Here is a 15285-nt window from a genome sequence, read left to right as displayed (position 1 = left end):
ATGAAACTCCGACTCCTCATACAGATAGCTGTCGTTGTGTCCATAGTGCTGCTATGTACCGGTTTTGGTGTGTATTCTTTCCTGCGGTTGAATTCGGTGGAGAACCGGCAGGATTTCAATCTTTATACTTTGGTGCCGCAAGATGCCACAGCCATACTCGAAACCGACCGTATGGCAGACCTCGTGGAGGATATCAATGAACTGAATTGCAGCAAAGACAATCATTTTCTATACGTATCGGAGCTTTTTGTTTACTTGAAGAAGTATTTGTATACTTTGGTGGAGGATACTCCGCATGGACTGAGTAAACAGATGAACAAGATGCTGATTAGCTTTCACGAGCCGGATACACCGATGAACCAAGTATTGTATTGCAGTTTGGGTTCGGGTGATTATGAGTTGGTGGAATCTTTTGTGGAGAAGTACTGCTCCAGTTCGTTTCCTTCCAAGTATTTCGATTACAAGGGAGAGGAGATACGTATCTATCCCATGGCAGACGGTCGTTTCCTGGCTGCCTACTTCACTCCCGATTTTCTGGTTGTAAGTTTCCAGAAGCGTTTGATAGAACATGTGATTGATGCGCGGCGCAGCAAAAAGTCCCTGATGAACCTCCCTTCTTTCCGCACTATGTACGCGGGCAAGCAGAGTAACGTGGCTGCCACGGTCTATGTGCGTATGAAAGGAGTGGATATGGGGAAGCCTACGGACGGTATCCGTTCGCAGACGCAGCTGGGCAGTTGGGCGGAGTTTGACATGAAGTTCAATGAAGATGCCATTTATTGCTCCGGCATCAGCCATGGGTCGGATTCCACACAGACGTTTATCAATGCCTTGCGGGTGCAGCAGCCGGTAGAGGACGGATTTTCCGGGGCTCTGCTTCCGTCTTCCACTTTCTTTTACGATCGCTGGGCAATGTCTGACAGAAATTCCTGGTTTGGCTTTACTGCCAGTCAGGAGTATGCCAAGGCCACCTATTCAGACTATATCAAGCAGCGCGACGAGGAGTGGATTGCTTACTTGAATGAGCATGCGGGCGAGAGCGTGATGTCTTGCTTGTTCCAGTCTAAAGACACGTTGGACAAGCTGCCTTGCGCCGTGATGTGTATCCCTCTCAAGGATGAACTGGCAGCGGAACGCCGCTTGCAGTCTCTGCTTTACAGTACCCCCAAGGAAGAGGATGCTCCGCTTATGCCGAAGGTGGTTTCAAATAATTCGTTGTATCCCAAAGCAAGGAAGTTCCCTAAATATGTGTTGCCCCGTAACACGCTGCTCACTCAGCTGACGGGCATCACGGAGTCTGCCCTTTATACCTTTGCCTGTTTCTATCGGGGTAGTCTGTTGCTGGCTCCCGATGCACTGAGCCTTTCGGCCTATATTGAGGCGGTGGAGAGTGGAGATGTGTTAGACGGAACACCGGTGTACGAAGAGGGTATAGGCAGTCTTTCACCCATATATAATTTTGTGATGATGGTGGATATGGAGATGATGCTGAGCCAGCCTGAAACGTATGTGCGTCTGATACCGAACTTCTTCTTCCGTCAATCCAACTTCTTCCGTCATTTCATGCTTGCAGTACAATTCACTTGTACAGAAGGGGTGGTTTATCCGAATATCGTATTGCTTTATAAAGGGTGATTAATCGGTCATTCTGTAGAGTGCTGAGGGAAAATAAGCACGAGGAAAGTCAAAATACACACTCACCACAGATTGCACAGATTAAAACAGCTAAAAATTCTTGATTATCAAAATTCTAGAATAAACTGTGTTAATCTGTGCAATCTGTGGTGAATTATAACATATTCTTAGAACGGCAGGTCATCCTTTGCATCCCCTGCGAGGAATTCCGGTGCGGCAGTGGGAGCCGGCGGCGGAACGGGAGCGCCCGGAGCGGGTGCGGCAGTGCTTACGCGTTCTACCTTCCATGCGCGAATACTGTTGAACCAACGGTCTTGCCATTGGCGTGCGTCTACATCAAAAGATACTGTCAGCTCTTCGCCCATCTGAATATTGAACTGTTCGATTTTGTCCGCTCCAAATACGTCAAAACACATTTTGCGCGGATATTGGCCATGGTCTTCAATCACATATTCTTGTGATTTCCATTCGTTACCTGACTTGGAAACTCCGCCTCTGGGCTGGAGTATAGCGATGATTTTTCCTGTAAATTCCATTGTTTTCTTTTTAAATGATGCGGCGAAGTTACAATTTTTTAGGAATATGAGACGAATATTCGGCTGTTTTTTCTTGCTATTTCTTTGTCGTAGGGAATTCTTTTTTTAACTTTGTCCGTCAGTTTGAAAAAGATAAAAACGGTTTCTAAGACGTTAGCAAAATAAAAAACTTAAATATACAGAAGATATGAAATTTATCGTTTCGAGTACTGCGCTCTCCAGTCATTTGCAGGCTATCAGCCGTGTGATTAATTCGAAGAATGCGTTGCCTATTTTGGATTGTTTCCTCTTTGAACTGCAAGACGGAACCTTGTCTGCAACTGTTTCCGACAGTGAAACGACGATGGTCACTACAGTCGAAGTGAATGAAAGTGATATGGACGGCCGTTTTGCCGTCACAGCCAAAACCCTTTTGGACGCTTTGAAGGAAATTCCCGAACAACCGTTGACTTTTGAAATCAATACGGATTCCCTTGAAATCACGGTACAGTATCAGAACGGTAAATACAGTCTGATGGGGCAGAATGCAGACGAGTTCCCGCAGTCCGCCATGTTGGGTGACAATGCCGTACGTGTGGAAATGGATGCACAAGTGTTGCTGGGTGGCATCAACCGTGCCGTGTTTGCCACAGCTGATGACGAACTTCGTCCTGTGATGAACGGTATCTATTTCGATATCACAACGGAGGATATCACGATGGTGGCATCGGACGGTCATAAACTGGTGCGCTGCAAGACACTGGCCGCCAAGGGCAACGAGCGTGCTGCCTTTATCCTGCCCAAGAAGCCGGCTTCCCTGATGAAGAACCTGCTACCGAAGGAACAAGGTATGGTGACTATCGAGTTCGACGAACGCAACGCTGTGTTCACATTGGAAAGCTACCGCATGGTATGCCGCCTTATTGAAGGGCGCTATCCCAACTACAACTCTGTGATTCCGCAGAACAACCCTTATAAAGTGACGGTAGACCGTCTGCAACTGCTCGGTGCTTTGCGCCGCGTGTCTATCTTCTCTTCGCAGGCAAGCAGCCTTATCAAGCTGCGCATGCAGGAGAATCTAATTGTCATCTCCGCACAGGACATCGATTTCTCTACATCGGCCGAAGAAACACTGGTTTGCCAGTATGCGGGCAATCCGATGAGCATCGGTTTCAAGTCCACTTTCCTGATTGACATTCTGAATAACATTTCTGCCGATGAAATCGTTATCGAACTGGCAGATCCTTCACGTGCAGGTGTCATTATTCCGGTAGAGCAGGAAGAGAACGAAGACCTGCTGATGCTGCTGATGCCGATGATGTTGAATGACTGATGAATATTAGCAATCGGGTTATGAGCTACGAGCTACAAGTGGCTGCGCAATTATGCCGCACGGTACTTGTAGCTCGTGGCTTGTAAGTTAAACTTATAATTTATAGCTCATAGCCAGAGCTTATAAAACGAAAAAACAATGAAATTGAATCTGAAAAATCCGATAGTCTTTTTTGATTTGGAGACTACGGGTACCAATATCAACTCAGACCGAATTGTCGAAATCTGTTATCTCAAGGTATATCCCAACGGGAATGAGGAGTCCAAAACCATGCGTATCAATCCCGAAATGCCCATTCCTGCCGAAGCATCTGCCGTTCATGGCATCTACGATGCCGATATAGCCGACTGCCCCACATTCAAGGAAGTGGCGCGCAACATTGCCAATGACATTGAAGGATGCGACTTGGCGGGCTTCAACTCCAACCGTTTTGATATCCCCGTCCTGGCGGAAGAGTTCCTTCGTGCCGGTGTGGACATTGACATGAGCCGCCGCAAGTTTGTGGACGTGCAGGTCATTTTCCACAAGATGGAGCAACGCACGCTGTCTGCTGCCTATAAATTCTATTGCGGCAAGAATCTGGAAGACGCCCATACGGCAGAGGCTGATACACGTGCCACCTACGAAGTGCTGATGTCGCAGTTGGACCGCTATCCGGAGTTGCAGAATGACGTGGCTTTCCTTGCCGACTATTCCAGCTTCAACAAGAATGTGGACTTTGCCGGTCGTATGGTCTACGATGACAAAGGTGTGGAAGTATTCAACTTCGGCAAGTACAAGGGCATGTCGGTATCCGATGTCCTGAAGCGCGATCCCGGCTATTACAGCTGGATTCTGAACAGTGATTTTACCCTGAATACCAAAGCCACGCTGACCAAGATACGTCTGCGTGAAATGACTCAGAAATAAATGGCAAATATACTGAAAGGGAAGAAAATAGTATTGGGCATTACGGGCAGCATTGCCGCCTATAAAGCATGCTATATTATTCGCGGACTGATTAAGCGTGGTGCAGAGGTGCAGGTGGTCATTACGCCTGCCGGAAAAGAATTTATTACCCCTATCACGCTCTCTGCCCTGACCAGCAAACCGGTTATCAGTGAGTTCTTTGCCCAACGCGATGGCACCTGGAACAGCCATGTGGACCTCGGTCTGTGGGCAGATGCCATGCTGATAGCCCCGGCTACGGCTTCCACCATCGGCAAGATGGCGAATGGCGTGGCAGACAATATGCTGATTACCACCTATCTTTCCGCCAAAGCTCCGGTGTTTGTGGCGCCTGCCATGGACCTGGACATGTATGCCCATCCTTCCACCCAAAAGAATCTGGATACACTCCGCTCTTATGGAAACCACATCATAGAACCTGCTACGGGAGAACTCGCCAGCCATCTGGTGGGGAAAGGCCGTATGGAGGAGCCGGAGAATATCATCCGCCACCTGGAAATGTACTTTGCTGCCAAAGAGGGCGACCTGGTGGGCAAGACAGTGATGATAACCGCAGGACCTACTTATGAGAAGATAGACCCGGTGCGCTTCATCGGCAACTATTCTTCCGGTAAGATGGGACTTGCCCTGGCAGATGAATGTACCGCCAGAGGGGCCAAGGTGATACTGATTGCCGGTCCGGTGCAGCAAGGCACTTACTTCCCGATGCACCAGTACCATGCGGTAGAGTCGGCGCAGGAGATGTTCGATGCTGCATCCGCAGCCTTTGTCCATGCCGATGCCGCCATCTTGACGGCTGCTGTGGCAGACTATACTCCCGAACAAGTTGCCGATGAGAAAATCAAACGTGAAAAGACCGGGGAGATGAGTTTGAACTTGAAACCTACCCGCGACATAGCCGCTTTCTTAGGCAATCTGAAGAACGATACAGAGCACCAACGGCGCCTCCTCGTAGGCTTTGCCCTTGAGACTCATAACGAGCAGATGAATGCGGAAGACAAGCTCAACCGCAAGAATCTGGACTTCATCGTGCTGAACTCCCTGAACGACAAGGGAGCCGGTTTTCGTTGCGATACCAATAAAATCAGTATCATAGACCACCAGGGAAAGACGGACTACCCCTTGAAGTCCAAAGCCGAAGTGGCTGCCGACATCGTAGACCGTCTGGTGAAAGATTTAAATAGTAAATAGTAAATCGTCAAATCGTCAATATCCTTATGTTGCGTTCGCTTTACATACAGAATTATGCGCTTATTGAAAAGCTCGATATCAGCTTCAGCAGCGGTTTCTCGGTGATAACGGGTGAGACCGGTGCTGGAAAATCCATTATTCTGGGTGCCATCGGTCTGCTGCTGGGACAGCGTGCCGATGTGAAAGCCATTCGTGTAGGAGCTTCGAAGTGCATTATCGAGGCCCGTTTTGATATTTCCGCTTACGGTATGCAGCCTTTCTTTGGGGAGAATGAGTTGGAGTACGAGGAAGAATGCATCCTGCGCCGCGAGGTGTCCGCTTCGGGCAAGAGCCGGGCATTCATCAATGACACGCCTGCTTCATTGGCTCAGATGAAGGAGTTGGGAGAACAGCTGATTGACGTGCATTCCCAGCATCAGAACCTTTTGCTGAACAAGGAGGGATTTCAGTTGAATGTACTGGACATCTTGTCGCATAACGAAGAGGCCTTGTCTGCTTACCAGCATATCTTCGGAGCATGGAAGCAGGCACAGCAGGATTTGGAGGCCCTTGTTGCCCGTGCCAATCAGGATAAGTCGGACGAAGACTATATCCGTTTCCAACTGGAACAGTTGGAAGAGGCACACTTGTCTGCCGGTGAGCAGGAGGAGCTGGAGCAAGAGGCAGATACGCTGAGCCATGCGGAAGAGATAAAGGCCGGACTCTATCGGGTAGGGCAGACGCTCTACTCGGACGAAGGAGGCTTGTTGTCCGGGCTGAAGGAATGCCTGAACACGATGCTTGGCCTGCAGAGGGTTTATCCGGTTGCCGGGGAACTTGCCGAACGCATGGAAAGCACTTATATCGAGTTGAAGGATATTTCGCAGGAAGTGTCGGGTAAGGAGGATGAAATAGAGTTCAACCCCGAACGTCTGGATGAAGTGAACGAACGTCTGAACTTGATTTATACGCTCCAACAGAAGCACCGCGTTTCCACTGTCGGTGAACTTCTGGCGTTGACGGATGAATACGCCGCCAAACTCTCCGCTATCACTTCGTCCGACGAGCACATCGAGGAACTGAAAGCGCGTTGCGACGCTTTATATAATAAGGTGAAAAAGCAGGCTGCCGTCCTCACCAAGGCGCGTACTGCCGCTGCCCGTGAAGTGGAGAAGCAGATGGCTGCGCGGCTGGTTCCGTTGGGCATGCCCAATGTCCGTTTCCAGGTAGAGATAGGTGCCCGCAAAGAGCCGGGCATACACGGGGCGGATACTGTGAACTTCTTGTTTTCCGCGAATAAGAACGGGGCATTGCAAAGCGTCTCCTCCGTTGCTTCGGGTGGTGAAATAGCCCGCGTCATGCTCTCCATCAAAGCAATGATAGCCGGTGCCGTCAAGCTTCCTACCATTGTATTCGACGAAATAGATACCGGAGTCTCCGGCGAGATAGCCGACCGCATGGCGGATATCATGCAGGAGATGGGCGAGCAGGACCGCCAGGTAATCAGTATCACCCATCTGCCCCAGATTGCTGCCCGCGGATGCGCCCATTATAAGGTGTACAAGCAGGACAACGAGACGGAAACAAACAGTCACATCCGTCGTCTGACCGACGATGAACGTGTGGAAGAAATAGCCCATATGCTGAGTGGTGCTAAGCTGACCGAAGCCGCACTGAACAATGCCAGAGCATTGCTGGAAGTATCAAATAGTAAATAGTAAATCGTCAAATAGTAAATACCCATATATGGTTGATAACAGTGAAATGATTTTCGGCGTTCGTGCCGTGATAGAAGCCATTCAGGCAGGAAAAGAGATAGACAAGATATTGGTAAAGAAGGACATTCAGAGTGATTTGTCAAAAGAGCTGTTCGCTGTCTTGAAAGGGACTTTGATACCGGTACAGCGCGTTCCGGTGGAACGCATCAACCGCGTGACGCGGAAGAATCACCAGGGAGTAATTGCCTTCATCTCTTCAGTCACTTACCAGAAGACGGAGGACTTGGTACCTTTCCTTTTCGAGCAGGGCAAGAATCCTCTGTTTGTGATGCTCGACGGCATCACGGATGTCCGCAATTTCGGTGCCATTGCCCGTACTTGCGAGTGTGCGGCGGTAGATGCCGTGATTATCCCTGCACGGAACAGTGTATCAGTCAACGCAGACGCCATGAAAACCTCGGCAGGAGCCTTGCACACTTTGCCCGTTTGCCGCGAACACAGCTTGAAAGAGACCCTGCAATTCCTCAAGAATAGTGGTTTCCATATTGTGGCAGCCACGGAGAAAGGCGATTACGACTATACCAAAGCCGACTATACCGGTCCGATGTGCATCATTATGGGTGCCGAAGACAAGGGGGTGTCCTATGACAACCTGGCGTTGTGTGACGAGTGGGTGAAGATTCCCATGTTGGGAACCATCGAGTCCCTCAATGTTTCCGTTGCAGCCGGCATTTTGATTTATGAAGCGGTAAAACAAAGAACCAACTAAGATATGAAAAAGAAATTGCTGTTGATGCTCACTCTCTGTTTATTGGCTCAGTGGAGTGTGGCACAAGCCCCGAAGTGGGTAGACAAAGCCAAACGTGCCGTTTTTTCGGTGGTGACCTACGACCAGAACGATAAGATACTGAATACTGGAAACGGCTTTTTTGTCACTGAAGATGGCGTTGCGCTTTCTGACTACACCTTGTTCAAAGGTGCCCGGCGCGCCGTTGTGATGAGCTCGGACGGGACACAGATGCCGGTGGAGGCCATTATGGGGGCCGATGACATGTACGATGTTGTCAAGTTCCGTGTCGGTATCCCCGGAAAGAAAGTCACGGCACTCACTTTGGCTGCTGTGGCTCCGGCTGCCGGTGCGGATGTATATCTGCTGCCTTATTCCACCCAGAAAGACCGTTCCTACACTGCCGGGAAAGTAAAGGAAGCTGATAAGATTTCCGGCAACTATTCCTATTATACGCTCGATATGCGTCTGAAGGACAAGATGGTGAGTTGTCCGCTGATGACTGTGGACGGGCAGGTCTTCGGCCTTGCGCAGAAGTCCTCCGGACAAGACACGGCTACCATCTGCTATGCTATTGATGCCAATTTCGCCATGTCGCAGAATATCTCCGCATTGTCTTATGGAGATATGTCATTGAAGGGCATCGGTATCAAGAAGGCATTGCCCGATACCGAAGAGCAGGCTTTGGTATTCCTCTACATGGCTTCTTCCCAACTGTCTCCGGAGAAGTATATGGAGACTCTGAATGATTTCATTGCACAATATCCTGCCAGTGCCGACGGTTATCTGCGCCGTGCTTCCCAGCATCTGTTCATGTCCCGTGAAGATGTTTCCATGGATAAGGTTGCCGCAGATATGGATAAGGCTTTGGAGGTTGCTGCAAAGAAAGATGATGTGTATTACAACCGGGCCAAGATAATCTATAATTATGCATTGGGCAAGCCCGAGAAAGTTTATAAGGATTGGTCGCTCGACAAAGCTCTGGGCGAGGTACGGAAAGCGATAGCCATTGACGAGCTTCCGGTTTATGTCCAATTGGAGGGTGACATCCAGTTTGCCAAGCAGGACTATCCGTCGGCATTTACCAGCTATGATAAAGTGAACAAGACCATTCTGGCCTCTCCGGCTACCTTCTTCAGTGCCGCCAAGACCAAGGAATTGATGCAGGCGCCTGCCGAAGAGGTACTGGCTCTGATGGACAGCTGTGTGGCCCGCTTTACCCAGCCCTATACGGAGGAAGCTGCCCCTTACTTGCTGGAGCGTGCCCAAGCCCGCATGAATGCAGACCAGGCGCGTAATGCCATGTTGGATTATGACGCCTATTACAATGCCGTGAACGGTAAAGTGAACGACATGTTCTACTATTACCGTGAGCAGGCTGCCTTGAAGGCCAAGCAGTACCAGCGTGCGCTGGACGATATGGCGAAGGCCATCGAACTGAATCCGGAGGATTTGACCTACCGTGCCGAACTGGCAGTGGTGAATCTTCGCGTGGGACGTTACGAGGAGGCGTTGAATGTGCTGAAGACTGCCTTGGAGAAAGACCCTAACTATGCCGAGGCCTATCGTCTGATGGGTATCGCCCAGCTGCAGATGAAGAAGGATAAGGAAGCTTGTGCCAGCTTTGCCAAGGCAAAGGAATTGGGTGACCCCAATGTGGATGCTTTGATTGAGAAGCATTGCAAGTAAAGGGATGGGATAGAATAAAGGCTCTGCTTTCGCAAGCAGAGCCTCTGTTTTGGGGAACTCCCCCGTGTTAAATGAGTTAAGTCTAGGTATAACAGGTTATGAGTGAAATTACGTTGTTTTATTTATAAAATGCGTGGATTTCCGGAATACTGCATATACTTCGGATTTTTTTATTTCAAAAAAGGAAAATAGACTCGATTATTAATAAAAACAAACTTTGACAATCATGAAGAAAGTGATTTGCAGCCAGAAGGCACCGGGCGCCATAGGCCCTTATAGCCAGGCTATCGAAGCCGGCGGAATGGTATTTGTATCAGGTCAGTTGCCTATTGACGCAGCTACCGGAGTGATGGCTGAAGGTGCGGAAGCGCAAGCCCGCCAGTCCTTGGAGAATATAAAGCATATCCTGGAAGAGGCAGGTCTGAGCATGGCGAATATTGTGAAGACAACCGTTTTCCTGGCAGACATGTCCTTGTTCGCTGATATGAACAAGGTATATGCCACTTATTTTGACGGTGCTTTCCCGGCACGTTCGGCTGTGGCAGTGAAGGCGCTGCCCAAAGATGCCTTAGTAGAGATTGAGTGCATCGCGGTTCGCTAACAAGTCGGCCACAATGAAACTGCTGCCTCCCACGAAGATGAAATCTTCCGGGAGGCTTTTTTCTTGTGCAGCCCGCACGGCGGCAGGTACATCAGGATAGCAATGTCCTTCCAGACCTGCTGCTTCGGCAAGCTCCTGTAGTTCGCTTTCGGGCAATGCTCGCTTCACGCTGGCTTTGGTGAAGTAGTAGGTCGCTTCCCGGGGCAGCAGGGCCAGTACCCCCCGTATATCCTTGTCATTCACCATGCCTATGATGATGTGTAGCTGGCGGTAAGCCTGCTGTTTCAGTTGTTCTGTAATGTAGGTGATGCCTCCCACATTGTGGCCGGTGTCACAAATCAGGGTGGGCGAGTCCTGCAGTTTTTGCCAGCGTCCCATCAAGCCCGTCAGTTCCACCACACGGGCAAAGCCACTGCGCACTGCTTGTCCGTCCAGCCGGTAGCCGGCTTCTTTCAGTAGCGGGAGGGCGGTGAGGATGGTCCGGGCATTTTTCTGCTGGTAGAGTCCTTTCAGTTCGTATTCTATTCCGGGATAGTCTTCACGGTCATTCTCCTCGGCAAAGTAGATGGGAGCACCCGTTGTCTGTGCTTTTTCCAGAAATACCGGTTTCGTTTCGGGAGTGGTCTCGCCGATTACAACGGGGATACCGCTTTTGATGATTCCTGCCTTCTCTCCTGCGATTTTTGCTAAGGTGTCCCCCAGGAATTGGGTATGGTCAAAACTGATGTTGGTGATGATGCATACATCCGGACGGATGATATTGGTACAGTCCAGGCGTCCGCCTAGTCCCACCTCGATTACGGCTACATCCACCTTCTCATCGGCAAAGTAGCGGAAGGCCATGGCAGTGGTCAGCTCAAAGAAAGAGGGATGGAGGGGTTCGAAGAAGCCACGTTCCTGCTCTACAAAACGGATGACGTATTCCTCGGGTATAGGCTGTCCATTAATCCGGATGCGCTCCCGGAAATCCACCAGATGGGGCGAGGTATAGAGCCCGACCCTGTATCCTGCCTCTTGCAGTATGGCGGCAAGCGTATGCGAGCAGGAGCCCTTTCCATTGGTACCGGCCACATGAATGCTGCGGAAACTGCGGTGGGGATGTTCGAAGTGTGCGTCCAGGGTCAGAGTGTTTTCCAATCCTTCCTTGTATGCTGAGCCGCCCACTTGCTGAAACATGGGCACACTGTTATATAAGTAAGTTAAAGTGTCCTGATAATCCATCTTTTATAATATTTAACGGAGAAGCAATCCTTTCTCCCTATTAATTTGTTATCTTTAAAAGCGACAAAGATAATGCAGACCGAACGCAATCAAGCTTGCTTGAAATTGCTTGCAGTGTAGCTTATCTTAAGCTTATGCAAAGGTATTAACAATTTAAATCTAACGTGTATGGGAGCTAAGAAAAATTTTGTGATTGATACGAATGTGATTCTTCACGATTATAATTGTTTGAAGAATTTTCAAGAGAATGACATTTATCTTCCCATCGTAGTCCTTGAAGAACTGGACAAATTCAAGAAAGGTAATGAGCAGATTAATTTCAATGCGCGTGAGTTCGTCCGTGAGCTAGATTTGATTACCGATGACAATCTGTTCACCAAAGGGGCGCCATTGGGAGAGGGCTTGGGCCGTCTGTTTGTGGTGGCAGGCATGGTGGACTCTCCCCGAGTACGTGATTCCTTTCCCGAACGCATCCCCGACCATCAGATTCTGTCGGTAGTGGACTGGCTTTCCACCAAAAAGCCTAAAATGAAAACCATCCTTGTCACGAAAGACGTGAATCTGCGCATGAAGGCGCGTTCCATCGGTCTGCTGTGCGAAGACTATATCAATGATAAGGTAATCAATGTGGATATATTCGAAAAGTCGAATGAAGTGTTCGAGGGTATTGACCCTGTGCTGATAGACCGCATTTATTCTTCCAAAGAAGGACTGGACATCAACGAGTTCGATTTTAAGGACATCATTCGCCCCAACGAATGCTTTGTGCTGAAGAGTGACCGCAGCAGTGTGCTTGCACGTTATAATCCCTTTACCCATTCGATTTGTCGGGTCAACAAGACAAGGAATTATGGCATTGAACCGCGTAATGCCGAGCAGAGCTTTGCTTTTGAGGTGCTGAACGACCCGAACATCAAGCTGGTTGCCTTGACCGGTAAGGCGGGAACCGGCAAGACTTTGTTGGCGCTGGCTGCCGCATTGGGAAAACTTACCGACTACAAGCAGATTCTTCTGGCACGTCCCATCGTGGCCTTATCCAATAAAGACCTTGGATTCCTTCCTGGTGATGCCAATGAGAAAGTGGCTCCTTACATGCAGCCTTTGTTCGATAATTTGAATGTAATCAAGCATCAGTTCGCTGCCAATTCCTCTGAAGTGAAACGCTTGGAGGATATGCAAAAAAGTGAACAATTGGTCATCGAGGCATTAGCCTTTATCCGTGGGCGCAGCTTGAGCGAAACCTACTGTATTATCGATGAAGCCCAGAACCTGACCCCACATGAGATTAAGACCATCATCACCCGTGCCGGCGAAGGTACAAAAATGGTGTTTACCGGTGATATTCAGCAGATAGACCAACCCTATCTGGACAGTCAGTCCAACGGGCTTGTCTATATGATAGACCGCATGAGAGACCAGAATTTGTTTGCCCATGTCAATCTGGTGAAAGGGGAGCGCAGCCAGTTGAGCGAGTTGGCAAGTAATCTGATGTAGCGGATACCGCATTTTCCGGGGCAAAACTATTTCTATCCCGCTTTCTGACTGTTAAAACGGGGGAGGTGGGATGGTTTCTTTATAGACGATAAATAATTGTTATAACATTTTTTTATCGATTTATTGTCTGTTTTGACTAAAATAGTGTATCTTTGCCTCGCCTAAAACAAAACTGTCAAGCGAAATGAAGCGAAATTTTTTTCATCGGTATCTTTCCGCGAAAGTGCTTCCGATATGGACTATTCTGTTAATTGATGTATTTATCATCGTCATATCCAGTCTGTTGGCCTATGCTCTCCGATATGATTTCAGAAGCATTTTTCTGGAATCATCTACCATTGACAAGACCATTTTATGGACGGTTGCTGTCAACCTGATTTTCTTCCGTGTTTTCCGTACGTATTCCAATGTACTGCGCTTTTCCTCCTTTGTGGATATCATGCGCATTTTTGTGTCATTGACGGTGTCGTATGCACTGCTGATGATAACGAGCGTCCTGACGGAAAGCTATTTGGAGTTTAACCTGGCTCCGGTCAGCGTGCTGTTCATGTCCTATATCATCAGCTTTGCCATGATGGCATGCTCCCGTGTGATTGTCAAGACTTTCTTCGAGGCGCTGAACTTCGACGGCACCCATAGTGCCAATGTGTTCATTTACGGTGCCAAGGAAGCCGGGGTCAACATTGCCAAGGCATTGCGTGTCAATCTGCGCAACCACTACCGTCTGCGCGGATTCATTGCGGACGAACCTGAACTTATCAATAAGGTGATGATGGGTGTCAAGGTGTTCCCTAACGACGATACGCTGATTGATGTGCTGAACGACCGGGATGTGCAGACCATCATCATTTCTCCCGCCAAGATGGAGGAACTGAAGAAGTCCGACATGGCTGACCGCCTGCTGGTGCACAACATCAAACTGATGACCGCACCCCCCTTGAGTGAGTGGAACGGTCAGGCGCTGAGCCGTACGCAGCTGAAGGAAATTCAGATTGAGGACTTGCTTCAGCGCAATCCCATCGAGATAGATATCCATAAGGTTGCCTCTCATCTGGAAGGCAAGCGTGTGATGATTACGGGCGCCGCCGGTTCTATCGGCAGCGAAATCATGCGCCAGGTGGCTTCGTTCAATCCCTACAAGCTTATTTTAGTGGACCAAGCCGAGACTCCTCTGCATGACATCCGTCTGGAACTTCAGGACCGTTGGCGCGACATCGATGCCGAGACCATCATAGCCGACATCTCCAATGCCACGCGCATGGAGGATATCTTCAGGGAGTTCAAGCCCCAGTATATTTTCCATGCGGCCGCCTACAAGCATGTGCCGATGATGGAGGACAACGTTTCCGAGTCCATCCAGGTGAACGTATTCGGTACGCGCACCGTTGCCGATCTTGCCGTGAAATACGGTGCCGAGAAGTTTGTGATGATTTCTACGGACAAGGCTGTTAACCCTACAAACGTGATGGGCTGTTCCAAGCGTATTTGCGAGATTTATGTGCAGTCTCTTGCGAAGAAGTTGCAGAAGGAGGGAGGCCATGCCACTCAGTTCATCACTACGCGTTTCGGCAATGTGCTGGGTTCCAACGGTTCTGTCATTCCCCGTTTCCGCGACCAGATTCAGCGTGGCGGCCCGGTGACAGTGACCCATCCTGAGATAATCCGTTACTTCATGACCATTCCCGAAGCTTGCCGCCTTGTTCTTGAGGCCGGCAGTATGGGCAACGGCGGTGAAATCTATATCTTCGACATGGGTAAGCCGGTGAAGATTGTGGACCTTGCCAAGCGTATGATCAGCCTTTCCGGACGTACGGATGTGAAGATTGAATTTACCGGTCTCCGTCATGGCGAGAAGCTCTACGAGGAACTCTTGAATGTGAAGGAGCTTACAAAGCCCACCTATCATGAGAAGATTATGATTGCCACGGTGCGTGAGTATGACTATGACGAGGTGAAGGAGCGTATCCAGAAGCTGATTGATGTAAGTTACACCTATGACCAGATGAAAATTGTTGCTGCCATGAAGGATATTGTTCCGGAATTCGTGAGCAAGAATTCCTGCTTTGAGGCGCTGGATAAGAAGAAATAAAAAGATAGCGGTATAGTATAAAATGAAAGGGTGATAACGTCATTGTAGTGTTATCACCCTTTCAATTTTATTGTCTTCTTGTCAG

The 15285-nt window shown here is 49.2% G+C and carries 12 protein-coding genes; 10 read left to right on the top strand and 2 right to left on the bottom strand.

The window, feature by feature from the left end:
- Positions 1–1635, top strand: coding sequence for a DUF3352 domain-containing protein (locus tag EYA81_RS01895; RefSeq protein WP_005831393.1), 1635 nt, complete (start codon positions 1–3; stop codon positions 1633–1635).
- A 167-nt stretch (positions 1636–1802) separates the two neighbouring features.
- Here EYA81_RS01895 and EYA81_RS01890 read toward each other — a convergent pair whose 3' ends face one another.
- On the bottom strand, positions 1803–2171 hold the full coding sequence (locus EYA81_RS01890) for a DUF3127 domain-containing protein (protein WP_005831391.1): 369 nt from the start codon (positions 2169–2171) through the stop codon (positions 1803–1805).
- A 187-nt stretch (positions 2172–2358) separates the two neighbouring features.
- On the opposite strand from EYA81_RS01890, the gene dnaN reads away from it, so the two are divergent.
- From dnaN to EYA81_RS01855, 7 genes are all read left to right on the top strand, one after another.
- On the top strand, positions 2359–3483 hold the full coding sequence (dnaN, locus tag EYA81_RS01885; RefSeq protein ID WP_005831387.1) for a DNA polymerase III subunit beta: 1125 nt from the start codon (positions 2359–2361) through the stop codon (positions 3481–3483).
- A gap of 138 nt (positions 3484–3621) precedes the next feature.
- Positions 3622–4392, top strand: a complete 771-nt coding sequence (locus EYA81_RS01880; protein ID WP_005831385.1) for a 3'-5' exonuclease — start codon at positions 3622–3624, stop codon at positions 4390–4392.
- Positions 4393–5622 carry a bifunctional phosphopantothenoylcysteine decarboxylase/phosphopantothenate--cysteine ligase CoaBC gene (gene coaBC / locus EYA81_RS01875; RefSeq protein ID WP_035448834.1) on the top strand — a complete coding sequence of 410 codons (1230 nt, stop codon included), beginning with the start codon at positions 4393–4395 and terminating at the stop codon, positions 5620–5622.
- A gap of 26 nt (positions 5623–5648) precedes the next feature.
- Positions 5649–7319, top strand: coding sequence for a DNA repair protein RecN (gene recN, locus EYA81_RS01870; RefSeq protein WP_035448833.1), 1671 nt, complete (start codon positions 5649–5651; stop codon positions 7317–7319).
- A 28-nt stretch (positions 7320–7347) separates the two neighbouring features.
- Positions 7348–8088, top strand: coding sequence for a 23S rRNA (guanosine(2251)-2'-O)-methyltransferase RlmB (rlmB, locus tag EYA81_RS01865; protein ID WP_005831382.1), 741 nt, complete (start codon positions 7348–7350; stop codon positions 8086–8088).
- A 3-nt stretch (positions 8089–8091) separates the two neighbouring features.
- Positions 8092–9795, top strand: coding sequence for a tetratricopeptide repeat protein (locus tag EYA81_RS01860; protein WP_035448831.1), 1704 nt, complete (start codon positions 8092–8094; stop codon positions 9793–9795).
- Positions 9796–10021: 226 nt separating this feature from the next.
- Positions 10022–10396, top strand: a complete 375-nt coding sequence (locus EYA81_RS01855; protein ID WP_035448830.1) for a RidA family protein — start codon at positions 10022–10024, stop codon at positions 10394–10396.
- On the opposite strand, the gene EYA81_RS01850 is transcribed toward EYA81_RS01855, so the two are convergent.
- Positions 10364–11617, bottom strand: coding sequence for a folylpolyglutamate synthase/dihydrofolate synthase family protein (locus tag EYA81_RS01850; protein ID WP_035448828.1), 1254 nt, complete (start codon positions 11615–11617; stop codon positions 10364–10366). The genes EYA81_RS01855 and EYA81_RS01850 overlap by 33 nt on opposite strands.
- 168 nt (positions 11618–11785) lie before the next feature.
- Between EYA81_RS01850 and EYA81_RS01845 the strand changes: the two genes are divergently transcribed.
- Both EYA81_RS01845 and EYA81_RS01840 read left to right on the top strand, forming a co-directional pair.
- Positions 11786–13111, top strand: coding sequence for a PhoH family protein (locus EYA81_RS01845; protein WP_035448826.1), 1326 nt, complete (start codon positions 11786–11788; stop codon positions 13109–13111).
- A 184-nt stretch (positions 13112–13295) separates the two neighbouring features.
- Complete coding sequence (locus EYA81_RS01840; RefSeq protein ID WP_035448824.1) at positions 13296–15200, top strand: nucleoside-diphosphate sugar epimerase/dehydratase; 1905 nt, start codon at positions 13296–13298, stop codon at positions 15198–15200.
- Positions 15201–15285 lie beyond the last annotated feature (85 nt).

The organism is Bacteroides sp. A1C1, from assembly GCF_004328515.1.
Lineage (GTDB): Bacteria > Bacteroidota > Bacteroidia > Bacteroidales > Bacteroidaceae > Bacteroides > Bacteroides uniformis.
Note: the sequence above shows the minus strand (reverse complement) of the source record. Positions and strands in the feature narration are given on the sequence as shown.